Source organism: Enterobacter cloacae complex sp. IR5441 (genome assembly GCF_049238215.1).
In the GTDB taxonomy this organism is placed as follows: Bacteria; Pseudomonadota; Gammaproteobacteria; order Enterobacterales; family Enterobacteriaceae; genus Enterobacter; species Enterobacter hormaechei_C.
This window is the reverse complement of record NZ_JBMKIA010000002.1, coordinates 135,583-159,608: the sequence shown is the minus strand read 5'-3', so window position 1 is coordinate 159,608 and position 24,026 is coordinate 135,583. Positions and strand designations below refer to the sequence as shown.

Annotated in this window: 21 protein-coding genes; 17 read left to right on the top strand and 4 right to left on the bottom strand. The window is 55.9% G+C overall.

The window, feature by feature from the left end; genetic code table 11:
- Positions 1-66: 66 nt before the first annotated feature.
- Both yfbR and alaA read right to left on the bottom strand, forming a co-directional pair.
- Complete coding sequence (yfbR, locus tag ACOTX5_RS03455; RefSeq protein WP_003861468.1) at positions 67-666, bottom strand: 5'-deoxynucleotidase; 600 nt, start codon at positions 664-666, stop codon at positions 67-69.
- A 117-nt stretch (positions 667-783) separates the two neighbouring features.
- Complete coding sequence (alaA, locus tag ACOTX5_RS03450) at positions 784-1,998, bottom strand: alanine transaminase AlaA (protein WP_003861471.1); 1,215 nt, start codon at positions 1,996-1,998, stop codon at positions 784-786.
- Positions 1,999-2,935: 937 nt separating this feature from the next.
- Between alaA and lrhA the strand changes: the two genes are divergently transcribed.
- The 14 genes from lrhA (at position 2,936) to nuoN (ending at position 19,515) form a co-directional block, all read left to right on the top strand.
- Positions 2,936-3,874 (top strand): transcriptional regulator LrhA, encoded by a 939-nt coding sequence (lrhA, locus tag ACOTX5_RS03445; RefSeq protein WP_017693002.1) that lies wholly within the window; start codon positions 2,936-2,938, stop codon positions 3,872-3,874.
- Between the two features lie 631 nt (positions 3,875-4,505).
- A complete protein-coding gene (nuoA, locus tag ACOTX5_RS03440) occupies positions 4,506-4,946 on the top strand; it encodes an NADH-quinone oxidoreductase subunit NuoA (protein WP_003861475.1) in 441 nt (146 codons plus the stop codon).
- Positions 4,947-4,961: 15 nt separating this feature from the next.
- Positions 4,962-5,636, top strand: a complete 675-nt coding sequence (gene nuoB / locus ACOTX5_RS03435) for an NADH-quinone oxidoreductase subunit NuoB (RefSeq protein WP_003861482.1) — start codon at positions 4,962-4,964, stop codon at positions 5,634-5,636.
- Between the two features lie 89 nt (positions 5,637-5,725).
- The gene (nuoC, locus tag ACOTX5_RS03430; protein WP_003861484.1) at positions 5,726-7,528 is read left to right on the top strand and encodes an NADH-quinone oxidoreductase subunit C/D; all 1,803 of its coding nucleotides are present in this window, start codon (positions 5,726-5,728) and stop codon (positions 7,526-7,528) included.
- A gap of 2 nt (positions 7,529-7,530) precedes the next feature.
- On the top strand, positions 7,531-8,031 hold the full coding sequence (gene nuoE / locus ACOTX5_RS03425) for an NADH-quinone oxidoreductase subunit NuoE (protein ID WP_006176513.1): 501 nt from the start codon (positions 7,531-7,533) through the stop codon (positions 8,029-8,031).
- On the top strand, positions 8,028-9,365 hold the full coding sequence (gene nuoF / locus ACOTX5_RS03420; RefSeq protein WP_003861487.1) for an NADH-quinone oxidoreductase subunit NuoF: 1,338 nt from the start codon (positions 8,028-8,030) through the stop codon (positions 9,363-9,365). The genes nuoE and nuoF overlap by 4 nt, the downstream gene beginning before the upstream one ends.
- Positions 9,366-9,419: 54 nt before the next feature.
- Positions 9,420-12,143, top strand: coding sequence for an NADH-quinone oxidoreductase subunit NuoG (nuoG, locus tag ACOTX5_RS03415; RefSeq protein WP_003861488.1), 2,724 nt, complete (start codon positions 9,420-9,422; stop codon positions 12,141-12,143).
- The gene (nuoH, locus tag ACOTX5_RS03410; protein ID WP_003861490.1) at positions 12,140-13,117 is read left to right on the top strand and encodes an NADH-quinone oxidoreductase subunit NuoH; all 978 of its coding nucleotides are present in this window, start codon (positions 12,140-12,142) and stop codon (positions 13,115-13,117) included. The genes nuoG and nuoH overlap by 4 nt, the downstream gene beginning before the upstream one ends.
- A gap of 14 nt (positions 13,118-13,131) precedes the next feature.
- Complete coding sequence (gene nuoI, locus ACOTX5_RS03405) at positions 13,132-13,674, top strand: NADH-quinone oxidoreductase subunit NuoI (RefSeq protein WP_003861491.1); 543 nt, start codon at positions 13,132-13,134, stop codon at positions 13,672-13,674.
- A gap of 10 nt (positions 13,675-13,684) precedes the next feature.
- Positions 13,685-14,239: an NADH-quinone oxidoreductase subunit J gene (nuoJ, locus tag ACOTX5_RS03400; protein ID WP_003861493.1), complete on the top strand. Its 555-nt coding sequence runs from the start codon at positions 13,685-13,687 to the stop codon at positions 14,237-14,239.
- Positions 14,236-14,538: an NADH-quinone oxidoreductase subunit NuoK gene (nuoK, locus tag ACOTX5_RS03395; RefSeq protein WP_003861496.1), complete on the top strand. Its 303-nt coding sequence runs from the start codon at positions 14,236-14,238 to the stop codon at positions 14,536-14,538. The genes nuoJ and nuoK overlap by 4 nt, the downstream gene beginning before the upstream one ends.
- Entirely contained in the window at positions 14,535-16,376 is a 1,842-nt protein-coding gene (nuoL, locus tag ACOTX5_RS03390) for an NADH-quinone oxidoreductase subunit L (RefSeq protein WP_015572272.1), read from the top strand. The genes nuoK and nuoL overlap by 4 nt, the downstream gene beginning before the upstream one ends.
- Positions 16,377-16,521: 145 nt before the next feature.
- Entirely contained in the window at positions 16,522-18,051 is a 1,530-nt protein-coding gene (gene nuoM, locus ACOTX5_RS03385) for an NADH-quinone oxidoreductase subunit M (protein ID WP_017383429.1), read from the top strand.
- Between the two features lie 6 nt (positions 18,052-18,057).
- Complete coding sequence (nuoN, locus tag ACOTX5_RS03380; RefSeq protein WP_015572273.1) at positions 18,058-19,515, top strand: NADH-quinone oxidoreductase subunit NuoN; 1,458 nt, start codon at positions 18,058-18,060, stop codon at positions 19,513-19,515.
- Between the two features lie 164 nt (positions 19,516-19,679).
- Here nuoN and ACOTX5_RS03375 read toward each other — a convergent pair whose 3' ends face one another.
- Together ACOTX5_RS03375 and rbn are read right to left on the bottom strand one after the other, a co-directional pair.
- Positions 19,680-20,684, bottom strand: a complete 1,005-nt coding sequence (locus ACOTX5_RS03375; protein ID WP_015572274.1) for a chemotaxis protein — start codon at positions 20,682-20,684, stop codon at positions 19,680-19,682.
- 64 nt (positions 20,685-20,748) lie between these two features.
- Complete coding sequence (gene rbn, locus ACOTX5_RS03370; RefSeq protein WP_015572275.1) at positions 20,749-21,666, bottom strand: ribonuclease BN; 918 nt, start codon at positions 21,664-21,666, stop codon at positions 20,749-20,751.
- 71 nt (positions 21,667-21,737) lie between these two features.
- Between rbn and ACOTX5_RS03365 the strand changes: the two genes are divergently transcribed.
- From ACOTX5_RS03365 to menF, 3 genes are all read left to right on the top strand, one after another.
- A complete protein-coding gene (locus tag ACOTX5_RS03365) occupies positions 21,738-22,202 on the top strand; it encodes a GNAT family N-acetyltransferase (RefSeq protein WP_045910708.1) in 465 nt (154 codons plus the stop codon).
- 50 nt (positions 22,203-22,252) lie between these two features.
- On the top strand, positions 22,253-22,558 hold the full coding sequence (elaB, locus tag ACOTX5_RS03360) for a stress response protein ElaB (protein WP_017693006.1): 306 nt from the start codon (positions 22,253-22,255) through the stop codon (positions 22,556-22,558).
- 86 nt (positions 22,559-22,644) lie between these two features.
- On the top strand, positions 22,645-23,940 hold the full coding sequence (gene menF, locus ACOTX5_RS03355) for an isochorismate synthase MenF (RefSeq protein WP_045910709.1): 1,296 nt from the start codon (positions 22,645-22,647) through the stop codon (positions 23,938-23,940).
- The last annotated feature ends 86 nt before the right edge of the window (positions 23,941-24,026 follow it).

Below are 24,026 nucleotides of genomic sequence, written 5' to 3'. Positions count from 1 at the left end.
CTACGCCTTACCCGGCCTACAACCCCGTAGGCCCTGCAAGCGCAGCGCCGCGCCGCTGGGCGAAAATCAGAGTGGCGAATCCTGGCTAATCTCATCCAGCGACAAATGGAAGCTCGGCACAAACACGCGCATAAAGTAGTCCATCTCTTCGCTGCGACGGGATTCCAGCGTTTTTTCCAGACGCGTTTTTGCCAGTAAAAATTCGTTATTCCCGGCGGATAACTCTTCCAGACACTTCAGGTAGGCGCACAGCGCATCGGCCTGCTTAACCAGGGATTTCTCCTCTTCCGTATACTGATGCTCATCGATCAGCGGCCCGAAGATATCGCGCAGCTCTTCAGGCACCATGTCGATCAGCTTCTGCTGGGCAATCTTCTCAATGGCCTTATATTCCTGGGCAATCTGCGAGTTGAAATATTTCACCGGCGTAGGCAGATCCCCGGTCAGCACTTCCGATGCATCGTGATACATCGCCAGCAGGGCGATACGTTCGGCATTCACCTGCCCGTTGAATTTGCGGTTTTTAATCGCGGCCAGCGCGTGCGCGACCATGGCAACCTGCAAACTGTGCTCAGACACATTTTCAGTACGCACATTGCGCATCAGCGGCCAGCGGTTGATGAGTTTCAGGCGGGAGAGGTGGGCAAAGAAATGACTCTGACTCATAGGTTACCTTATGTCTTCACTGCGACAGACTTCATTGTGCGGGGAGGGGAGGGAAGATGCAAATTTGCGGATGTTGCAGGCCGGGTAAGCGCAGCGCTACCCGGCGAAAAGTCAGCGTTACTGATGGTACCCGGAGAGGAAGCGCCCGAAGCGGCTGATGGCCATCTCGAGATCGTCTTCGCGCGGCAGCGTCACGATACGCACGTGGTCCGGCCACGGCCAGTTAAACGCCGTCCCCTGAACCAGCAGCACTTTTTCTTGTAGCAGGAAGTCGAGCACCATTTTCTGATCGTCGTGAATATTGAAGCGCTTCGCGTCGATTTTCGGGAACATATACAGCGCGCCGTTAGGCTTCACGCAGGAGACGCCCGGAATATCATTGATCAATTCCCATGCGCGGTTGCGCTGTTCATACAGGCGGCCGCCAGGCACGATGAACTCGCTGATGCTTTGATAGCCGCCGAGAGCTGTCTGGATCGCATGTTGCGCCGGTACGTTGGCGCACAGACGCATGGATGCCAGCATCTCCAGCCCTTCAATGTAGCCTTTCGCATGTTTTTTGGGACCGTTCAGTACCATCCAGCCCTGACGGAAACCGGCAACGCGGTAAGTTTTAGACAGTCCGTTAAAGGTGACCGTCAGCAGATCGGGCGCCAGCGCGGCGATAGAGTGGTGCTGCGCCGCGTCGTACAGGATCTTGTCGTAAATCTCGTCGGCAAAGATGATTAGGTTGTGCTGGCGGGCGATCTCGACGATCTCCATCAGCAGCTCTTTTGAATAGACCGCACCCGTCGGGTTATTCGGGTTAATGATCACGATACCCCGGGTGCGCGGGGTAATTTTGGCGCGAATATCATCCAGATCCGGGAACCAGTCAGAGGATTCGTCGCACAGGTAGTGCACCGCTTTACCGCTGGACAGGGACACCGCAGCCGTCCACAGCGGATAATCCGGGGCAGGAACCAGCATTTCATCGCCGCTGTTCAGGAGCGCCTGCATCGCCTGAACGATCAGCTCCGAGACACCGTTGCCAATGTAGATATCTTCAACGGTGACGTCGCGCATACCGCGAGCCTGATAGTGCTGCATGATGGCTTTACGGGCGGAATAAAGCCCTTTTGAATCGCAGTAGCCTTGTGCAGTGGGCAGGTTACGGATCACATCCACCAGGATCTCATCCGGCGCTTCAAAACCAAATGGCGCGGGGTTGCCGATGTTGAGTTTCAGAACCTTATTGCCTTCCTCTTCAAGGCGTTTTGCCTCTTTGAGTACCGGGCCACGGATGTCGTAACAGACGTTGTCGAGCTTGCTGGATTTTTCGATAGGGGACATGAACCTTTAACCTTTTCGCTATTATTGCAACTTCCTGCCGTGGAAGTGAGCACGGAACAATGTACTCCCACCGCGCTTCGTTTTGAAGGGCGCACAGAAGAAGATTTCGTCCAACCGGGCAATGCCGCGGTGATCGCTTACTCTAACGACGGAGTGATTTTGTGCCTGAATTTATCGTGATAAAGAGGAGTGTTGGGTTGTTTGTGCTAAAAATTTCATATAAATATGAATATTATTCTGGGATAAATAAAAAGACGATTCGGGCTGATGCATTAGTCCCCCTGAGTGACCATTCGTAAAACCTGAATGCTGAGATACCGATTGCCATATTAGCAAAGCCAGGTTAAAAGTTACTCATGTGAAATTAATGTTAAGGGTTATTAATGAATGGCCTGAATCTAAATTAAACTTTATTTATTATTAACGACGAAAATGCAACTTTCGTTAATTTTAATAAAAAGAGTGTAGTTGCTTATCATTGGCGGTAAATCCTTAATATTGCAATAAGACTTATAAATATAGTGGATTTGGGTTAAGATGTGTTTCGGGAATGCAGCATAGCGATAGGCCTGTTACGTATATCGGATACTGCTTTCCTGTATTAATCGATTGTTATTGTTAAAATTATCTCTGGCTGATTGGGTAAGTCACATCTTGCTACGTTGCCAACGCTGCGATATAGATGGCAGAAAACATGTCTTACTCTTTATGGTATTAACATCGACCTGCAAACAACGAAATATCCTGGACGCAAGAGAATAAAAATAACGTCATGAAACGTGATTTCTGACTGGTGATATACCGCAGTACAATAACTATCTGTCAGGCAGTCTGCCGGGCCGGGATGCGAGGGAAACTCTTCAGAAGGAATTGCTTAACTGTTACACACAGCTTCAACCCGGGCAGCTCCGCACGAGCAACCTGAAAGTGAAAAGATATGATAAATGCAAATCGTCCGATAATGAATCTCGACCTCGATCTGCTGAGAACGTTTGTTGCGGTCGCCGATCTCAACACTTTTGCAGCAGCTGCTGCCGCCGTTTGCCGTACCCAGTCCGCCGTGAGTCAGCAAATGCAGCGGCTGGAACAACTGGTTGGTAAAGAGCTTTTTGCGCGTCATGGACGTAATAAGCTTTTAACAGAACATGGTATTCAGCTTCTGGGTTATGCCAGAAAGATACTGCGCTTTAATGATGAAGCCTGTATGTCATTAATGTTTAGCAACCTTCAGGGAGTGTTAACATTAGGGGCGTCAGATGAATCAGCAGATACCATTTTACCCTTCCTTCTCAACCGAATTAGCTCGGTTTATCCGAAGCTTGCCCTGGACGTTAGCGTTAAACGCAATGCCTTCATGGTTGAGATGCTGAAAGAAAACGAGGTTGACCTGGTGGTCACCACGCATCGACCTGGCCAGTTTGACAGCCTGACGCTGCGTACTTCTCCAACGCACTGGTACTGTGCCGCGGAGTATGTATTGCAGAAAGGTGAGCCGATACCCCTGGTCCTGCTGGACGATCCGAGTCCGTTCCGCGATATGGTGCTGGCTGCGCTCAACGAAGCCGGTATTCCATGGCGCCTGGCGTACGTGGCGTCAACCTTGCCCGCAGTGCGAGCGGCGGTGAAGGCCGGGCTTGGCGTAACGGCCCGTCCGGTGGAGATGATGAGCCCCGATCTGCGTGTGCTGGGTCAATCCGAGGGACTCCCGTCGTTGCCGGATACGGAGTACCTGCTGTGCCATAACGCCGCCAGCAACAACGAGCTGGCAAAAGTGGTGTTCGAGGCAATGGAAAACTACCACAATCCATGGCAGTACGCGCCTGTTACTCCCGAAGGAGGGGACGACTCCCTGATCGTGGAAGGGGATTTTGAGTGATCATTCCCTCAAAATTCTCGTAACAAAATGTAAGTGCAAAAAAGAGCCACTCGCATGATTTTTTCCTGCGAGTGGTTTTTTTTGCTATTCATAACCGTGAACAGAGCAGGGATAAAGCAAATACCGCTTATTTATCAATGCAGAAAATGTTTTTGGTTAAGATGTAAACAATACCTGTTCTAACTTACCTCATACCCCGCCGATGTTAAAAAAACAGGAAATATGTTGCTGTTTTTTTGATTGAATTAACAAAAGCGTGTCTCAGATCAAGAAAATACTCCCATTTGGGGGGAGGAATCGTTGGCAAATCCTGTCAAAATAGGAGGGTTATTTTTTTTACTTCCAAAACGGACACGATTCAACAAGATGCATTTGACGGAAAGTCATGTACCCACCAGGGTTAAAGGGCACCAAATGTTAATGAGAATCGCACGTTGTAATTTAATGTGAAGAAACCTTTGTTAAAGTTGACAAAAGGTTATAGAAAGGAGTAAAAAACCCCATCATTTTGCTGTCTATGTCTCATTTCTGACAGTTAGTGTAAGGTTATTTTGTTCCTCCCCATGAATCGATGTGATGCCCATCTGCCAGCAAGAGCAGTGTCGTCGGTATCACTTTTGATGAGTAAGCAATGAGTATGTCAACATCCACAGAAGTCATCGCTCATCACTGGGCATTCGCAATCTTTCTTATTGTAGCCATTGGCCTGTGCTGCCTGATGTTAGTCGGCGGCTGGTTCCTGGGCGGTCGCGCCCGCGCAAGGCACAAAAACACACCTTTCGAATCAGGTATTGATTCAGTAGGTACCGCTCGCTTACGCCTGTCTGCCAAGTTCTACCTGGTAGCCATGTTCTTCGTCATTTTTGACGTGGAAGCGCTTTACCTCTTCGCGTGGTCTACCTCCATTCGCGAAAGTGGTTGGGTGGGCTTTGTCGAGGCCGCAATTTTCATTTTAGTGTTACTGGCCGGTCTGGTTTATCTGGTGCGTATTGGCGCGCTGGACTGGACACCTGTGCGTTCACGCCGTGAACACATCAACCCGGAAAACAGTATCTCTAATCGTCAGCAGTAACAGCGAGGCAATAAGATGGATTATACGCTCACCCGCATAGATCCTAACGGTGAGAATGACCGTTACCCCCTGCAAAAACAGGAGATCGTAACCGACCCCCTGGAGCAAGAAGTCAACAAAAGCGTGTACATGGGCAAGCTCGAACATGCCATGCACGACATGGTCAACTGGGGTCGTAAGAACTCCATCTGGCCATACAACTTTGGCCTTTCTTGCTGCTACGTTGAAATGGTGACGTCATTCACTGCGGTGCATGACGTTGCGCGTTTTGGGGCCGAGGTACTGCGTGCTTCTCCACGTCAGGCTGACCTGATGGTGGTGGCCGGGACCTGCTTTACCAAGATGGCACCGGTTATTCAGCGTCTTTATGACCAGATGCTGGAGCCAAAATGGGTTATCTCCATGGGCGCATGTGCAAACTCCGGCGGTATGTACGACATTTATTCCGTTGTGCAGGGCGTTGATAAGTTCATTCCGGTGGATGTGTACATCCCGGGCTGCCCGCCGCGTCCAGAGGCCTATATGCAGGCGCTGATGCTGCTCCAGGAGTCAATTGGTAAAGAACGCCGCCCGCTTTCATGGGTTGTTGGCGATCAGGGTGTCTATCGCGCGAACATGCAGTCTGAGCGCGAGCGTAAACGTGGTGAACGTATTGCCGTCACCAACCTGCGTACGCCTGACGAAATTTAATTTGCGCCTGTGGGCCTGGAGAACACCTTCGCATATCACTACTCAAATAGCGCGAAGCCAGGCTTAACAGTCACCACGGACCATTTGCAATGGTGAACAATATGACCGACTTAACCGCGCAAGAAGCCGCCTGGCAGACCCGGGATCATCTCGATGACCCCGTCATTGGCGAACTGCGCAACCGTTTTGGGCCGGATGCCTTTACTGTTCAGGCCACCCGCACCGGGGTACCCGTTGTTTGGGTGAAGCGTGAGCAATTACTGGAAGTTGTCGATTTCCTCAAGAAATTGCCAAAACCTTACGTCATGCTGTTTGACTTACACGGCATGGACGAACGTCTGAGAACGCACCGCCAGGGTCTCCCTGCTGCGGATTTTTCCGTTTTCTACCACCTGATCTCAATAGACCGCAACACGGATATCATGCTCAAGGTGGCATTGTCTGAAAACGACATGCATCTGCCGACGATCACCAAACTTTTCCCGAACGCCAACTGGTACGAGCGTGAAACCTGGGAAATGTTCGGCATGACCTTCGACGGTCACCCGCATCTGACGCGCATCATGATGCCGCAGACCTGGACCGGCCACCCGCTGCGTAAAGACTACCCGGCACGCGCCACCGAATTCGACCCGTTTGAGCTGACCAAAGCCAAGCAGGATCTGGAGATGGAAGCGCTGACCTTCAAGCCGGAAGACTGGGGCATGAAGCGCGGCACCGAAAACGAGGACTTCATGTTCCTCAACCTCGGTCCAAACCACCCCTCTGCGCACGGTGCATTCCGTATTATCCTTCAGCTTGACGGTGAAGAAATTGTCGACTGCGTCCCTGACATCGGCTACCACCACCGTGGTGCCGAGAAGATGGGCGAGCGTCAGTCCTGGCACAGCTACATTCCGTACACCGACCGTATCGAATACCTCGGCGGCTGCGTGAACGAAATGCCATACGTGCTGGCCGTTGAGAAGCTGGCAGGCATCACCGTCCCGGATCGCGTTAACGTGATTCGCGTGATGCTGTCTGAACTGTTCCGTATTAACAGCCACCTGCTGTACATCTCCACGTTCATTCAGGACGTCGGCGCGATGACGCCGGTCTTCTTCGCCTTTACCGACCGTCAGAAAATCTACGATCTGGTGGAAGCGATTACCGGTTTCCGTATGCACCCGGCCTGGTTCCGCATCGGCGGTGTGGCGCACGATCTGCCGCGCGGCTGGGACCGCCTGCTGCGTGAATTCCTCGACTGGATGCCGAAACGTCTGGCGTCTTACGAGAAAGCCGCGCTGCGTAACTCCATCCTGAAAGGCCGTTCTCAGGGCGTTGCTGCCTACGGCGCGAAAGAAGCGCTGGAGTGGGGAACCACAGGTGCAGGTCTGCGTGCGACGGGTATTGATTTCGACGTGCGTAAAGCCCGTCCTTACTCTGGTTACGAGAACTTCGACTTTGAAGTCCCGGTTGGCGGCGGCGTATCCGACTGCTACACCCGCGTGATGCTGAAAGTGGAAGAGCTGCGCCAGAGCCTGCGCATCCTTGAGCAGTGCCTCAATAACATGCCGGAAGGCCCGTTCAAGGCGGATCACCCGCTGACGACGCCGCCACCGAAAGAGCGCACGCTGCAACATATCGAAACCCTGATCACCCACTTCCTGCAAGTTTCCTGGGGCCCGGTCATGCCAGCACAGGAATCCTTCCAGATGATTGAAGCGACCAAGGGTATCAACAGCTACTACCTCACCAGCGACGGCAGCACCATGAGCTACCGCACCCGCGTGCGTACGCCAAGCTTCGCGCACTTGCAGCAGATCCCGGCCGCCATTCGCGGCAGTCTGGTCTCCGACCTGATTGTGTATCTGGGTAGTATCGATTTTGTTATGTCAGATGTGGACCGCTAATTATGCACGAGAATCAACAACCACAAACCGAGGCTTTTGAGCTGAGTGAAGCAGAGCGTGCCGCCATTGAGCACGAGATGCACCACTACGAAGACCCACGTGCGGCGTCCATTGAAGCGCTGAAAATCGTACAGAAACAGCGTGGTTGGGTGCCGGATGGGGCGATCTACGAGATCGCAAAAGTGCTGGGTATTCCGGCAAGTGACGTAGAAGGCGTAGCCACGTTCTACAGCCAGATCTTCCGTCAGCCGGTAGGCCGCCATGTGATCCGCTACTGTGACAGCGTGGTCTGCCACATCACCGGTTATCAGGGCATTCAGGCTGCGATTGAGAAGAAACTCAATATCAAGCCGGGCCAGACCACCTTCGACGGACGCTTTACTCTGCTGCCAACCTGCTGCCTGGGTAACTGCGACAAGGGGCCGACCATGATGATTGATGAGGACACTCACAGCCATCTGACGCCGGAAGCGATTCCTGACCTGCTGGAGCAGTACAAATGAAAACTGTGATTCGTACTGCTGAGACGCATCCGCTGACCTGGCGTCTGCGTGATGACAAACAGCCGGTCTGGCTCGACGAATATCAGAGCAAAAACGGCTATGCCGGCGCGCGTAAAGCCCTTGGCGGCATGGCGCCGGACGACATCGTTAACGCGGTGAAAGAGTCTGGCCTGAAAGGCCGCGGGGGCGCGGGCTTCTCCACCGGTCTGAAGTGGAGTCTGATGCCGAAAGATGAATCCATGAACATCCGTTACCTGCTGTGTAACGCCGATGAAATGGAGCCGGGTACCTATAAAGACCGCCTGCTGATGGAACAGCTGCCGCACCTGCTGGTGGAAGGCATGCTGATCTCCGCGTTCGCGCTGAAAGCGTACCGTGGCTATATCTTCCTGCGCGGTGAATACATCGAAGCGGCTGAAAACCTGCGTCGCGCGATTGCCGAAGCCACTGAAGCCGGTCTGCTGGGTAAAAACATCCTGGGCACCGGGTTTGACTTCGAGCTGTTCGTGCACACCGGTGCCGGACGTTACATCTGCGGTGAAGAAACCGCGCTGATTAACTCCCTGGAAGGCCGCCGCGCGAACCCGCGCTCCAAGCCACCGTTCCCGGCAAGCTCCGGCGTGTGGGGTAAACCGACCTGCGTCAACAACGTCGAAACCCTGTGCAACGTCCCGGCGATCCTCGCGAACGGCGTGGAGTGGTATCAGGGCATCTCCTCAAGCAAAGATGCCGGTACCAAGCTGATGGGCTTCTCCGGTCGCGTGAAGAACCCTGGCGTCTGGGAGCTGCCGTTCGGCACCACCGCACGCGAAATTCTTGAAGACTACGCCGGCGGCATGCGCGATGGCCTGAAATTCAAAGCCTGGCAGCCGGGTGGGGCAGGGACGGACTTCCTGACCGAAGCCCACCTTGACCTGCCAATGGAGTTCGAAAGCATTGGTAAAGCAGGCAGCCGTCTGGGTACCGCGCTGGCGATGGCCGTCGACCACGAGATCGGCATGGTATCCCTGGTGCGTAACCTGGAAGAGTTCTTCGCCCGCGAGTCCTGCGGCTGGTGTACACCGTGCCGTGATGGTCTGCCGTGGAGCGTGAAGATCCTGCGTGCTATCGAACGTGGCGAAGGCCAGCCTGGCGATATCGAGACACTTGAGCAACTGTGTCGATTCTTAGGGCCGGGTAAAACCTTCTGTGCCCACGCACCGGGCGCCGTCGAGCCGCTGCAAAGCGCGATTAAATATTTCCGCGACGAATTCGAAGCAGGCATCAAGCAGCCGTTCAGCAATACCCATTCGATCAATGGTATTCAGCCGAACCTGCTGAAAGCGCGCTGGTAAAAACAGAATTTTGATTAACGCTCGGTTTCGGCCGAGCCAACTGGAAGCATGCTAATGGCTACGATTCATGTAGACGGCAAAGAATACGAAGTCAACGGGGCGGACAACCTGCTGGAAGCTTGTCTGTCTCTTGGCCTCGATATTCCGTACTTTTGCTGGCATCCGGCGCTGGGCAGCGTCGGTGCTTGCCGCCAGTGTGCGGTGAAGCAATATCAAAACGCGGAAGACACGCGTGGTCGCCTGGTGATGTCCTGTATGACGCCAGCCGCCGAAGGCACCTTTATTTCGATTGATGACGAAGAAGCCAAACAGTTCCGTGAAAGCGTGGTGGAGTGGTTGATGACCAACCACCCGCACGACTGTCCGGTGTGTGAGGAGGGCGGTAACTGCCACCTTCAGGATATGACCGTCATGACCGGTCACAGCTTCCGTCGCTATCGCTTTACCAAGCGTACCCACCGTAACCAGGATCTGGGGCCGTTCATCTCTCACGAAATGAACCGCTGCATCGCCTGCTACCGCTGCGTGCGTTATTACAAAGATTATGCAGACGGACAGGATCTGGGCGTATATGGCGCGCATGACAACGTCTACTTCGGTCGTCCGGAAGACGGTACGCTGGAAAGCGAATTCTCCGGTAACCTGGTAGAAATCTGTCCGACCGGCGTATTCACGGATAAAACCCACTCTGAACGTTACAACCGTAAATGGGACATGCAGTTTGCGCCAAGCATCTGCCAGCAGTGCTCCCTTGGCTGTAACACCAGCCCGGGTGAACGTTACGGCGAACTGCGTCGTATCGAAAACCGTTACAACGGTACCGTTAACCACTACTTCCTCTGCGACCGCGGTCGTTTCGGCTATGGCTATGTGAACCTGAAAGACCGTCCGCGTCAGCCGGTACAGCGCCGTGGCGATGACGTCATTACCCTCAACGCTGAGCAGGCGATGCAGGGCGCGGCGGATATTCTGCGTCAGTCGAAGAAAGTGATCGGCATCGGTTCCCCGCGCGCCAGCATCGAAAGCAACTTCGCGCTGCGCGAGCTGGTTGGGGCGGAAAACTTCTATACCGGTATCGCCCAGGGCGAGCAGGAACGTCTCCAGCTGGTGCTGAAAGTGCTGCGTGAAGGCGGCATTCATACGCCTGCGCTGCGCGAAATCGAATCCTATGATGCGGTTCTGGTGCTCGGTGAAGACCTGACGCAGACTGGCGCACGCGCGGCTCTGGCGGTTCGTCAGGCGGTGAAAGGCAAAGCACGTGAAATGGCAGCGGCGCAGAAAGTGGCTGACTGGCAGATTGCGGCCATCCTTAACATCGGCCAGCGCGCGAAGCATCCTCTGTTTGTGACTAACGTTGACAACACCCGTCTGGACGATATCGCCGCGTGGACCTACTGCGCGCCGGTTGAAGATCAGGCGCGCCTCGGCTTTGCCATTGCCCACGCGCTGGACAGCAACTCGCCGGCCGTTGAACTGGATCGCGACCTGCAAAACAAGGTCGACGTGATTGTTCAGGCACTGGCGGGGGCGAAGAAACCTCTGATTATTTCCGGTACCAACGCCGGTAGCGCTGAAATCATTCAGGCCGCAGCAAACGTTGCCAAAGCCCTGAAGGGCCGCGGCGCTGACGTCGGTGTGACCATGATTGCCCGTGCGGTGAACAGCATCGGTCTGGGTATGATTGGCGGCGGCTCGCTGGAAGACGCGTTAAGCGAACTGGAATCCGGTGCCGCTGACGCCGTTGTGGTGCTGGAAAACGACCTGCATCGCCATGCTTCTGCCGCTCGCGTTGACGCCGCGCTCTCCAGAGCGCCGCTGGTGATGGTTATCGACCATCAGCGCACCGCGATCATGGACAAAGCGCACCTCGTGCTCTCTGCGGCAAGCTTCGCAGAAAGCGACGGGACGGTGATCAACAACGAAGGCCGCGCCCAGCGTTTCTTCCAGGTTTATGACCCGGCCTACTACGACAGCAACACCGTGATGCTGGAAAGCTGGCGCTGGCTGCACTCTCTGCACAGCACCGTGCAGAGCCGTGAAGTGGACTGGACGCAGCTCGACCACGTTATCGACGCGGTTGTTGAAAAACTGCCTCAGCTGGCGGGTATTAAAGACGCCGCGCCTGACGCAAGCTTCCGCATTCGCGGCCAGAAACTGGCGCGTGAGCCGCACCGCTACAGCGGTCGTACCGCGATGCGCGCCAACATCAGCGTGCACGAACCGCGTCAGCCGCAGGATAAAGACACCATGTTTGCCTTCTCGATGGAAGGGAACAACCAGCCGTCTGCGCCGCGTTCGCAAATCCCGTTTGCATGGGCACCGGGCTGGAACTCCCCGCAGGCATGGAACAAGTTCCAGGCTGAAGTGGGTGGTCACCTGCGCCACGGCGATCCGGGCGTGCGTCTGATTGAAGCCTCCGAAACCGGTCTGGACTTCTTCACCACCGTTCCGGCGAGCTTCCAGGCGCAGGAAGGTCACTGGCGTATTGCACCGTACTACCATCTGTTCGGTAGCGACGAAATGTCCCAGCGTTCTCCGGTATTCCAGCAGCGTATGCCGCAGCCGTACATCAAGCTCAACCCGGCGGATGCCGCGAAGCTTGGCGTTAACGCGGGTGCGAACATTGCCTTTAGCTACGACGGCCAGACAATCAGCCTGCCGCTGATTATTTCTGAACGCCTGTCAGCAGGGCAGGTGGGTCTGCCGATGGGTATGCCTGGCATCGCGCCGGTCCTGGCGGGTGCGCATCTTGATAACCTTCAGGAGGCAAAAGCATGAGTTGGTTAACGCCGGATCTTATCGACATCCTGCTGAGCATTCTGAAAGCGGTTGTGATTCTGCTGGTGGTCGTCACCTGCGGCGCGTTCATGAGCTTTGGTGAACGTCGTTTGCTCGGTCTGTTCCAGAACCGTTACGGACCGAACCGCGTGGGCTGGGGTGGTTCACTCCAGCTGGTCGCCGACATGATCAAGATGTTCTTTAAAGAGGACTGGGTTCCGCGCTTCTCGGACCGCGTGATCTTTACGCTGGCGCCGATGATCGCCTTCACCTCGCTGCTGCTGGCGTTTGCTATCGTTCCGGTCAGCCCGACCTGGGTGGTGGCTGACCTGAACATCGGCATTCTGTTCTTCCTGATGATGGCAGGCCTCGCGGTTTACGCGGTGCTGTTCGCAGGCTGGTCCAGTAACAACAAATACTCGCTGCTGGGTGCGATGCGTGCTTCCGCGCAGACGCTGAGCTACGAAGTGTTCCTGGGTCTCTCTCTGATGGGCGTGGTGGCGCAGGCCGGTTCATTTAACATGACCGACATCGTCAACAACCAGGCCGACATCTGGAACGTTATCCCGCAGTTCTTTGGGTTTATTACCTTTGCCATCGCGGGCGTGGCGGTGTGTCACCGTCACCCGTTTGACCAGCCAGAAGCCGAACAGGAACTGGCCGACGGTTACCACATTGAATATTCCGGTATGAAGTTCGGTCTGTTCTTTGTGGGCGAGTACATCGGTATCGTCACCATTTCCGCGTTGATGGTAACGCTGTTCTTTGGTGGCTGGCATGGCCCGTTCTTACCGCCGTTCATCTGGTTCGCGCTGAAAACCGCGTTCTTCATGATGATGTTCATTTTGATTCGCGCAGCGTTACCGCGTCCGCGTTATGACCAGGTAATGTCCTTCGGCTGGAAAGTGTGCCTGCCGCTGACGCTCGTCAACTTGTTGGTAACGGCGGCTGTCATTCTCTGGCAGCAGCCATAAGGGGCTTTGAGATCATGACCTTAAAAGAATTATTGGTAGGTTTCGGCACTCAGGTACGCAGTATCTGGATGATCGGCCTGCATGCGTTTGCCAAACGCGAAACCCGGATGTACCCGGAAGAGCCGGTATATCTGCCGCCGCGCTACCGTGGACGTATCGTGCTGACGCGCGATCCGGACGGTTCCGAGCGTTGCGTTGCCTGTAACCTGTGTGCGGTAGCGTGTCCGGTGGGCTGTATCTCTCTGCAAAAAGCAGAGACGGTAGACGGCCGCTGGTACCCTGAGTTCTTCCGCATCAACTTCTCACGCTGCATTTTCTGCGGTCTGTGTGAAGAAGCGTGCCCAACCACGGCGATTCAGCTGACTCCAGACTTCGAGCTGGGTGAGTACAAGCGTCAGGATCTGGTGTACGAGAAAGAGGATCTGCTGATTTCCGGTCCGGGCAAATACCCGGAATATAATTTCTACCGGATGGCGGGTATGGCAATCGACGGCAAAGATAAAGGCGAAGCAGAGAACGAAGCTAAGCCTATCGACGTCAAGAGCCTGTTACCGTAAGGAGAGGGCAATGGAATTCGCTTTTTATATCTGTGGCCTTATCGCCATCCTGGCTACGCTGCGAGTGATCACGCACACCAATCCGGTGCATGCGCTGCTGTATTTAATCATCTCGCTGCTGGCTATTTCCGGGGTGTTCTTTGCGCTTGGCGCGCACTTCGCTGGTGCGCTGGAAATCATCGTCTACGCCGGGGCCATCATGGTGCTGTTTGTGTTCGTGGTGATGATGCTGAACCTGGGCGGCTCTGAAATTGAGCAGGAACGTCAGTGGTTAAAACCGCAGGTGTGGATTGGCCCGGCGATTCTGTCGGCCATCATGCTGGCGGTGATTGTTTACGCCATTCTGGGCGTCAACGACCAGGGTATCGACGGGACGCCAATCAGCGCGAAAGCCGTGGGTATCACCCTGTTTGGTCCGTACGTTCTGGCGGTTGAGCTGGCCTCAATGCTGCTGCTGGCGGGTCTGGTTGTGGCCTTCCACGTTGGCCGCGAAGAGCGTGTCGGCGAGGTGCTGAGCAACCGCACTGACGACCGCGCGAAAAGAAAAACGGAGGAACGCGCATGATCCCCTTAACACATGGACTGATCCTCGCTGCGATTTTATTCGTTCTGGGCTTAACCGGTCTGGTTATCCGCCGCAATCTGCTGTTTATGCTGATCGGTCTGGAAATCATGATCAACGCTTCCGCGCTGGCCTTTGTGGTCGCCGGCAGCTACTGGGGCCAGACCGATGGTCAGGTGATGTACATTCTCGCCATCAGCCTCGCGGCTGCTGAAGCGAGTATTGGCCTGGCGCTGTTGCTACAGCTCCATCGTCGCCGCCAGAACCTGAACATCGATTCAGTAAGTGAGTTGCGTGGATGAACATGCTTGCCTTAACCATTATTTTTCCGCTGATTGGCTTCGTGCTGCTGGCGTTTTCTCGCGGCCGCTGGTCTGAGAATCTGTCTGCCACCGTGGGCATTGGCTCTATCGGCCTGGCTGCGCTGGTCACAGCGTATGCGGGTATCGACTTCTTTAACAATGGACGTCAGGCCTACAGCGTACCGCTGTGGAACTGGATGTCGGTCGGTAACTTCAACATCGGTTTCAACCTGGTGCTGGATGGTCTGTCTCTGACCATGCTCTCCGTAGTTACCGGCGTCGGCTTCCTGATCCACATGTTCGCCTCCTGGTACATGCGCGGTGAAGAGGGATACTCCCGCTTCTTCGCCTACACCAACCTGTTTATCGCCAGCATGGTGGTTCTGGTGCTGGCCGATAACCTGCTGCTGATGTATCTGGGCTGGGAAGGCGTGGGTCTGTGTTCTTACCTGCTGATCGGTTTCTACTACACCGATCCGAAGAATGGCGCAGCGGCCATGAAAGCGTTCGTCGTGACCCGTGTGGGTGACGTGTTCCTCGCTTTCGCGCTGTTCATTCTCTACAACGAACTGGGCACGCTGAACTTCCGCGAAATGGTGGAACTGGCGCCGGCGCACTTCGAAGCAGGCAACAACATGCTGTGGTGGGCAACGCTGATGCTGCTGGGTGGCGCTGTGGGTAAATCCGCGCAGCTGCCGTTGCAGACATGGCTGGCCGACGCAATGGCGGGTCCAACCCCTGTCTCCGCGTTGATCCACGCCGCGACCATGGTTACCGCCGGTGTCTACCTGATTGCGCGTACCCATGGCCTGTTCCTGATGACCCCGGAAATTCTGCATCTGGTGGGTATTGTCGGTGCGGTTACGCTGGTGCTGGCTGGCTTTGCCGCGCTGGTGCAGACCGACATCAAACGCGTTCTCGCGTACTCCACCATGAGCCAGATTGGTTACATGTTCCTGGCGCTGGGCGTTCAGGCGTGGGACGCGGCCATTTTCCACCTGATGACGCACGCGTTCTTTAAAGCGCTGCTGTTCCTCTCATCCGGTTCGGTGATCCTGGCCTGCCACCACGAGCAGAACATCTTCAAAATGGGCGGACTGCGTAAGTCCATCCCGCTGGTTTATGTCTGCTTCCTGGTAGGCGGCGCGGCGCTGGCGGCACTGCCGCTGATCACCGCGGGCTTCTTCAGTAAGGACGAAATCCTGGCGGGCGCCATGGCGAATGGTCATATCAATCTGATGGTTGCGGGTCTGGTCGGTGCGTTTATGACCTCCCTGTACACCTTCCGTATGATTTTCATCGTCTTCCACGGTAAAGAACAAATTCACGCTCACGCAGGGAAGGGGATTACCCACCACCTGCCGCTGATTGTGCTGCTGGTCCTGTCCACCTTCGTTGGCGCGATGATTGTGCCACCGTTGCAGGGTGTACTGCCGGCAACAACCGAGCTTGAGCACGGTCGCGTTCTGACGCTTGAAATCACCTCCGGCGTAGTGGCTATCGCGGGCATCCTGATTGCCGCATGGCTGTGGCTGGGCAAACGCACGCTGGTGACTGCCGTTGCCAACAGCGCGCCGGGCCGTCTGCTGGGCACCTGGTGGTACAACGCATGGGGCTTCGACTGGCTGTACGACATGATCTTCGTGAAGCCGTTCCTGGGCATTGCGTGGCTGCTGAAGCGCGATCCACTGAACAGCCTGATGAATATCCCGGCGATCCTCTCTCGCTTTGCAGGTAAAGGCCTGCTGTTCAGCGAGAACGGTTATCTGCGCTGGTATGTGGCGTCCATGAGCATCGGTGCGGTTGTCATACTGGCGCTGCTGATGGTGTTGCGTTGATTTTGAGTTAGCGGGGATTGTCTACGGACCGTAGGCCCGGTAAGCGAAGCGCCACCGGGCAAAAGGCCCCGCACTCAAACGTGAATTTTGTCGAATTCGTTGAAAATCGGTCCCTGAGGGACTTTAACAAGGAATAAAAATCGCCATGTTACTACCCTGGCTAATATTAATTCCCTTCATCGGCGGCTTCCTGTGCTGGCAGACTGAACGCTTTGGCGTGAAGATGCCGCGCTGGATCGCGCTGATCACCATGGGATTGACGCTCGCGCTTGGTCTGCAACTCTGGTTGCAGGGTGGCTACTCACTGACCCAGTCCGCGGGCCTTCCGCAGTGGCAGTCTGAGTTCATTCTGCCGTGGATCCCACGTTTCGGTATTACGATCCACCTCGCGATTGACGGTCTGTCGCTGCTGATGGTGGTGCTGACCGGTCTGCTCGGCGTTCTGGCGGTACTCTGCTCCTGGCGAGAAATCGAAAAATACCAGGGCTTCTTCCACCTGAACCTGATGTGGATCCTGGGCGGCGTGATCGGCGTGTTCCTGGCCATCGACATGTTCCTGTTCTTCTTCTTCTGGGAGATGATGCTGGTGCCGATGTACTTCCTGATCGCGCTGTGGGGCCACAAGGCATCCGACGGTAAAACGCGTATCACGGCGGCCACCAAGTTCTTCATCTACACCCAGGCGAGTGGTCTGGTGATGCTGATTGCCATCCTGGCGCTGGTATTCGTGCATTACAATGCGACCGGCGTCTGGACCTTCAACTATGAAGATCTGCTGAAGACCCCGATGTCCCACGGCGTGGAATACCTGCTGATGCTCGGCTTCTTCATCGCCTTCGCGGTGAAAATGCCGGTCGTACCGCTGCACGGCTGGCTGCCGGACGCGCACTCTCAGGCGCCAACGGCGGGTTCCGTTGACCTGGCGGGTATCTTGCTGAAAACGGCGGCCTACGGTCTGCTGCGTTTCTCCCTGCCGCTGTTCCCGAACGCCTCCGCAGAGTTCGCGCCGATTGCCATGTGGCTTGGCGTGATCGGTATCTTCTACGGTGCGTGGATGGCCTTCACGCAGTACGACATCAAACGTCTGATTGCTTACACCTCCGTTTCCCACATGGGCTTCGTGCTGATTGCCATCTACACCGGCAGCCAGCTGGCGTACCAGGGGGCGGTGATCCAGATGATTGCGCACGGCCTGTCTGCTGCCGGTCTCTTCATCCTGTGTGGTCAGCTGTACGAACGTCTGCATACCCGCGACATGCGTATGATGGGCGGCCTGTGGGGCAAAATGAAATGGCTGCCGGCGCTCTCCATGTTCTTCGCGGTGGCGACTCTGGGTATGCCGGGTACCGGTAACTTCGTCGGCGAGTTTATGATCCTGTTCGGCAGCTTCAACGTGGTACCGACGATCACCATCATCTCCACCTTTGGTCTGGTATTTGCCTCCGTGTACTCGCTGGCGATGCTGCACCGCGCTTACTTCGGTAAAGCGAAGAGTGAAATTGCTGCACAAGAACTGCCGGGGATGTCGCTGCGTGAGCTGTTCATCATCCTGCTGCTGGTCGTACTGCTGGTGCTGTTGGGCTTCTATCCGCAGCCGATTCTGGATACCTCGCACTCCGCGATGGGTAACATCCAGCAGTGGTTTGTTAATTCTGCTTCTACTACAAGGCCGTAATTCGCCATGACAATAACTCCACAACAACTGATCGCGCTGCTACCGCTGCTGATCGTCGGATTGACGGTGGTGGTTGTGATGCTCTCCATTGCGTGGCGACGCAATCACTTCCTGAATGCGACCCTGTCCGTTCTGGGTCTGAACGCTGCGTTAGTTTCCCTCTGGTTTGTTGGCCAGGCGGGAGCGATGGACGTCACGCCGCTGATGCGCGTTGACGGTTACGCCATGCTCTACACCGGTCTGGTGCTGCTGGCGAGCCTGGCAACCTGTACCTTTGCGTACCCGTGGCTCGAAGGGTACAACGACAACAAAGAAGAGTTTTACCTGCTGGTACTGATTGCCGCACTGGGCGGTATTCTGCTGGCGAACGCGAACCACCTGGCCGCGCTGTTCCTCGGTATTGAGCTGATCTCACTCCCGCTGTTCGGCCTGATTGGTTACGCTTTCCGCCAGAAGCGCTCTCTGGAAGCGGCAATCAAGTACACGATCCTGTCTGCTGCCGCGTCGTCGTTCCTGCTGTTTGGTATCGCGCTGCTGTACGCACAGACGGGTAATCTCTCCTTCATGGCGCTCGGTAAGAGCCTTGGCGACGGCATGATGCATGAGCCGCTGCTGCTGGCGGGTCTGGGCATGATGATTGTTGGCCTTGGCTTTAAACTCTCACTGGTTCCGTTCCACCTGTGGACGCCAGACGTATACCAGGGTGCCCCTGCACCGGTCTCGACCTTCCTGGCGACGGCGAGCAAAATCGCTATCTTCGGTGTGGTCATGCGTCTGTTCCTGTACGCCCCGGTGGGCGACAGCGAAGCGGTCCGCGTGGTGCTGGGCATTATCGCGTTCGTGTCCATCATCTTCGGTAACCTGATGGCGCTGAGCCAGACCAACATCAAGCGTCTGCTGGGCTACTCCTCTATCTCCCATCTGGGTTACCTGCTGGTGGCGCTGATTGCGCTGCAAAGCGGTGAGATGTCGATGGAAACTGTGGGCGTCTATCTGGCCGGTTACCTGTTTAGCAGCCTCGGCGCGTTCGGCGTGGTGAGCCTGATGTCCAGCCCGTACCGTGGCCCGGATGCGGATTCCCTGTTCTCCTACCGTGGTCTGTTCTGGCACCGTCCGATTCTGTCTGCGGTAATGACCGTGATGATGCTCTCTCTGGCGGGTATCCCGATGACGCTGGGCTTTATCGGTAAGTTCTACGTGCTGGCCGTCGGTGTGCAGGCGGGTCTGTGGTGGCTGACGGCGGGTGTCGTTATCGGCTCCGCGATTGGTCTCTACTACTACCTGCGCGTAGCGGTGAGCCTGTACCTGAGCGCGCCTCAGCAGCTCAACCGCGATGCGCCGTCTAACTGGCAGTACAGCGCGGGGGGCATTGTGGTGCTCATCTCCGCGCTGCTGGTGCTGATCTTCGGTATCTATCCGCAGCCGCTGATTGATATCGTGCAGCGCGCGATGCCGCTGATGTAAAAACAAAAAACCCGCCTCGGCGGGTTTTTTATTGTTTTCTCCCTCTCCCCGTGGGAGAGGGCCGGGGTGAGGGCACCAGCCCGCACAGAGTAAAACATGCCCAGCGGCGCTACGCTTGCAGGGCCTACGGGTTTTGTAGGTCGGGTAAGCGAAGCGCCACCCGACTAAGCCAGCTGCTTGCGGCTAATCAACGGACCTTCAATCTTCTTCATCGAGCGGTCCAGCACCTCTTCAATCACCGACGACAGCTCGTTCAGCTCAAACTTCGCCACATAGCCGTCCGCCTTCACTTTGCGAATATGATCTTCGTTCGCGTTGCCGGAAAGAGACGAGTGGATCACCACCGGAATATCTTTCAGTACCGGGTCGGATTTGATTTTGCGCGTCAGCGTAAATCCGTCCATCTCCGGCATTTCGAGGTCGGTTAATACCAGGGCAATCTTATCGGTAACGGGAACGCCCTCGGCCTGTGCCTGCGCGGCCAGCTGAGTGATTTTCTCCCACGCGTCTTTGCCGGTGATATGCAGCTGGGCCGGGATCTCCATCGCCTGCAATCCCTTCTCCAGCATTGAGCGCGCTACTTTTGAATCTTCTGCAACAATCGCGACAGAGCCAGGCTTGATGTTGAATTTGGTGGTTTCCAGATGGGTGGCGTGCAGATCGTGGTTCGCCGGGGTGATGTCGTACAGGATCTGCTCCACGTCCAGCACCATCGCCAGATCGTTGGTATCGGTTTTCTCGTCCAGACAGGCAATGCTGGTGATGTAGCGACCGCTGACGGCGGTTTCCGCGGCGTGCACCTGCTTCCAGTCCAGACGCATGATGTTTTCCACCGATTCTACGGCAAACGCCTGCACGCTGCGGGCATATTCGGTGATCAGCAGGATGTTCAGCCCGGTGGCTGGTTTGCAGCCGGCGACGGCGGCCAGATCGATCACTGGGATCACCTGGTCGCGAATGTTCACCATCCCCATCAGCGGAGACTTCATTCCCGCCGGTTTGGTGAAGGTCGGCATCGGCACAATTTCGCGCAATTTGAATACGTTGATGCCGAACAGCTCGGATTTATTTTCGTTCAGAGAGGTGCCAAGACGGAACAGCAACAGTTCAAAACGGTTGGACAGGGTCAGGTTTGCCCTGTCATCAATATCTTTCTGGAAATTATCCATTCTACCCTCAAGAGAAATGCTGGCCTTTTAATCGTTATCGGCACGCTGAGGGAAAAATGAAGGACTAAACGCTGACCTGAGCAAAATCTTCCGCCAGCTCGCATGCCGGAAATACTTCCCGGCACTCTGCCAGCAGGCTTTCAGCGCCGCGGACGTCATAGCGTGAGCTGACGTGAGTAACAATCAGTTTCCGGACGCCAGCCTCACGTGCCAGCTGCGCCGCCTGACGCGTAGAGCTGTGCCCCCGGCTGTTGGCTTTTTCTTCCATCGCCGCTTCCAGCGTCGCCTCATGCACCATCACATCTACACCTCTGGCAAGCCTGAGCGCCGAAGGGCAGGGGGCGGTATCCCCAAAAATAGCCAGTTTTTTGCCCGGCTGCGGTGGGGCGAGGTAATCCTGACCGTTGATGACGCGCCCGTCTTCCAGCGTGACGGTCTCGCCGTGCTTCAGACGCTGGAACAGCGGGCCTGGTTTCACCCCATCGGCCTGCAACGCGGCTGCGTTCAGCGCCCCGGGCTTGTCATGCTCCTCAACGCGATAGCCGTAGCATTCCACCGGATGGTTAAGCGGGTAAGCGCGCACCAGGTAATCTCCGTCATCGAACACCAGACCCTCGCCGATCTCTAACACCTCCAGCGGATAATCGGTCCACGAGCCGCTCAGGCGCAGCGTGGTTTCAACGAATTCCTGAATACCCGCGGGGCCATAAATGGTCAGCGGGTTAGCGTTACCGGCCATCGAACGGCTGCACAGCAGGCCCGGCAGGCCAAACAGATGGTCGCCGTGCAGATGGGTGATAAATATTTTATCCACTTTCCCCGGGTGGTATGAGGTATGCAGCAGCTGATGTTGCGTACCCTCGCCGCAGTCAAACAGCCACAGCCCACCGCGGGTAGGATGCTTAAGATCCAGCAGAATCGCCGTCACGTTTCGTGAGCGGGTTGGCACCCCGGCGGACGTACCCAGAAAAATCAGTTCCATAACGCAATCAGCCCTTTGCCGAATGGGAAGGGGTTTAGTATAACGTGATGAACACCAGGAAGGAGAAACACATGATCCAGTGGCAAGATCTACACCACAGCGAACTGACCGTGCATTCACTCTACGCCCTGCTCAAGCTGCGCTGCGAAGTCTTTGTGGTTGAACAAACCTGCCCGTATCAGGATATCGACGGCGATGACCTGATCGGCGAGAACCGGCACATCCTCGGCTGGCGCGATAACGAGCTGGTGGCGTATGCGAGGATTCTGAAAAGCGAAGAGGATTTTGACCCTGTCGTCATTGGCCGCGTCATTATCAGCGGCCGCGCGCGCGGTGAAAAGCTGGGCTATCAGCTGATGGAAAAAACGCTGGACGCATGCCAGAAACAGTGGCCGGATAAGGCGTTATACCTGGGCGCGCAGGCGCATTTGCAATTATTCTATGGCCATTTTGGTTTTACCCCGGTCACGGACATTTACGACGAAGACGGCATCCCACACATCGGCATGGCACGCGAAGCGAAACAGGCGCAATAGCAATACGTTGTCTATAGTTACCGGACTGGTGTACTAACATGGAGAAAAATATGTCATTTCAATCCTGGGATACCCGAGTCGACGACGACCTGACGCTGCTAAGCGAAACGCTGGAAGAAGTGCTGCGCTCTTCAGGCGATCCTGCCGATCAGAAGTACATTGAGCTCAAAGCCCGCGCCGAGCAGGCGCTGCATGACGTGAAAAACCGCGTCAGTAACGCATCCGACAATTACTACTACCGCGCCAAGCAGGCGGTTTATCGTGCCGACGATTATGTGCATGAAAAACCGTGGCAGGGCATTGGGGTCGGTGCGGCCGTAGGGCTGGTGCTGGGTCTGCTGTTAGCCCGTCGTTAAGCCGGTAAACCACTCCCTACACGTGGGTACTGCTATTTATCGTCAGTACCCCGTATAATATAAGGCTTTAACAGGGAGAGGTTCGCGTGCACTCGATTTTCCTCGCGCTGCAAAGCCTGCGTACTCAGCTTGCGCAAGCATTGCCAGCTACACCCGGTTTACGCCATTTCGATGTCTCTTTCCCGTTAAACGACGCCTTCGATCCGCTGGCCTGGCTCGGTGTGCAGCGATGCTATCCTCAGTTTTACTGGCAACAGCGCAGCGGTGATGAAGAACTTGCCGCGCTCGGAAGCCTCGCCCATTTCGATTCTCTGGCCTCGGCCTCGCGGTTTTTGCACACCCACGACGTAGCCAATGACACCCGTATCTGCGGCCTGAACGCATTCAACCCGGCGCAGGGCAAGTTGTTTTTACCGCGCCTTCTCTGGCGACGGTCTGGCGGGGTCGCCACGCTGCGTCTGCAACTGTGGAGCGAAACGTCGCTGCGGGAAGATGCCCGTGAAGCGCTGTATTTTGTCGATAACCTGCGCGACGCCGCGCCGATCCGCCCGTTGTCCGTGCAGATTGTGCAGGAAACCCATCATCCGGAAAAACCGGAATGGCTGGCGTTGATTCGTCAGGCGACGGATACCCTTGCTCGCGGCGATTTTGAGAAAGTGGTGCTCGCACGTGCCACCGATGTGCAGTGCCAGCAGCCCGTGAACGCCATCGCGCTGATGGCTGCCAGCCGCGCGCTAAACCTCAACTGCTATCATTTTTGTATGGTCTTTGACGCCAGCAACGCGTTCCTCGGCTCAACGCCTGAACGCCTGTGGCGGCGACGCGGCACGCTGCTGCGCACTGAAGCGCTGGCAGGCACCGTCGCCAGCCATTCTGACGATAAGCAGGCTCAGCGTCTGGGCGACTGGCTGATGAACGACGACAAAAATCAGCGGGAAAATATGCTGGTGGTGGAAGATATCTGCCAGCGTCTTCAGCACCATACCCGGACGCTGGAGATCCTGCCTGCGCAGGTGCTGCGTCTGCGCAAGGTGCAGCATTTACGTCGCTGTATCTGGACCGAACTTAAACAGCCTGACGACGAGCAGTGCCTGCATATTCTGCAACCGACGGCGGCGGTGGCCGGGCTGCCGCGACAGGCGGCGCGAGAATTTATTGCGAAAGTGGAGCCGTTTGACCGGGAGTGGTACGCCGGGTCGGCGGGCTATTTATCGCGCGATCAAAGCGAATTCTGTGTGGCATTACGCTCCGCCCGCGTTCACGACGCTGCGCTGCGTCTTTATGCGGGGGCGGGCATCGTCAGCGGCTCCGATCCGGAGCAGGAGTGGCAGGAGATCGAAAACAAGGCCGCCGGGCTGCGTTCCCTTCTCCTAAGGGATTAATACTGATTCGTGCAATCCCGATTCATATCAAAATTCTGACTTTTTCTATTATTTATACTGTGTCGCATTCTTGATACTGGACAATC

Coding starts and splice junctions, on each gene's coding strand:
- yfbR (WP_003861468.1), bottom strand. CDS start 666: ATGAGTCAGAGTCATTTCTTTGCCCACCTCTCCCGCCTGAAACTCATC.
- alaA (WP_003861471.1), bottom strand. CDS start 1,998: ATGTCCCCTATCGAAAAATCCAGCAAGCTCGACAACGTCTGTTACGAC.
- lrhA (WP_017693002.1), top strand. CDS start 2,936: ATGATAAATGCAAATCGTCCGATAATGAATCTCGACCTCGATCTGCTG.
- nuoA (WP_003861475.1), top strand. CDS start 4,506: ATGAGTATGTCAACATCCACAGAAGTCATCGCTCATCACTGGGCATTC.
- nuoB (WP_003861482.1), top strand. CDS start 4,962: ATGGATTATACGCTCACCCGCATAGATCCTAACGGTGAGAATGACCGT.
- nuoC (WP_003861484.1), top strand. CDS start 5,726: ATGGTGAACAATATGACCGACTTAACCGCGCAAGAAGCCGCCTGGCAG.
- nuoE (WP_006176513.1), top strand. CDS start 7,531: ATGCACGAGAATCAACAACCACAAACCGAGGCTTTTGAGCTGAGTGAA.
- nuoF (WP_003861487.1), top strand. CDS start 8,028: ATGAAAACTGTGATTCGTACTGCTGAGACGCATCCGCTGACCTGGCGT.
- nuoG (WP_003861488.1), top strand. CDS start 9,420: ATGGCTACGATTCATGTAGACGGCAAAGAATACGAAGTCAACGGGGCG.
- nuoH (WP_003861490.1), top strand. CDS start 12,140: ATGAGTTGGTTAACGCCGGATCTTATCGACATCCTGCTGAGCATTCTG.
- nuoI (WP_003861491.1), top strand. CDS start 13,132: ATGACCTTAAAAGAATTATTGGTAGGTTTCGGCACTCAGGTACGCAGT.
- nuoJ (WP_003861493.1), top strand. CDS start 13,685: ATGGAATTCGCTTTTTATATCTGTGGCCTTATCGCCATCCTGGCTACG.
- nuoK (WP_003861496.1), top strand. CDS start 14,236: ATGATCCCCTTAACACATGGACTGATCCTCGCTGCGATTTTATTCGTT.
- nuoL (WP_015572272.1), top strand. CDS start 14,535: ATGAACATGCTTGCCTTAACCATTATTTTTCCGCTGATTGGCTTCGTG.
- nuoM (WP_017383429.1), top strand. CDS start 16,522: ATGTTACTACCCTGGCTAATATTAATTCCCTTCATCGGCGGCTTCCTG.
- nuoN (WP_015572273.1), top strand. CDS start 18,058: ATGACAATAACTCCACAACAACTGATCGCGCTGCTACCGCTGCTGATC.
- ACOTX5_RS03375 (WP_015572274.1), bottom strand. CDS start 20,684: ATGGATAATTTCCAGAAAGATATTGATGACAGGGCAAACCTGACCCTG.
- rbn (WP_015572275.1), bottom strand. CDS start 21,666: ATGGAACTGATTTTTCTGGGTACGTCCGCCGGGGTGCCAACCCGCTCA.
- ACOTX5_RS03365 (WP_045910708.1), top strand. CDS start 21,738: ATGATCCAGTGGCAAGATCTACACCACAGCGAACTGACCGTGCATTCA.
- elaB (WP_017693006.1), top strand. CDS start 22,253: ATGTCATTTCAATCCTGGGATACCCGAGTCGACGACGACCTGACGCTG.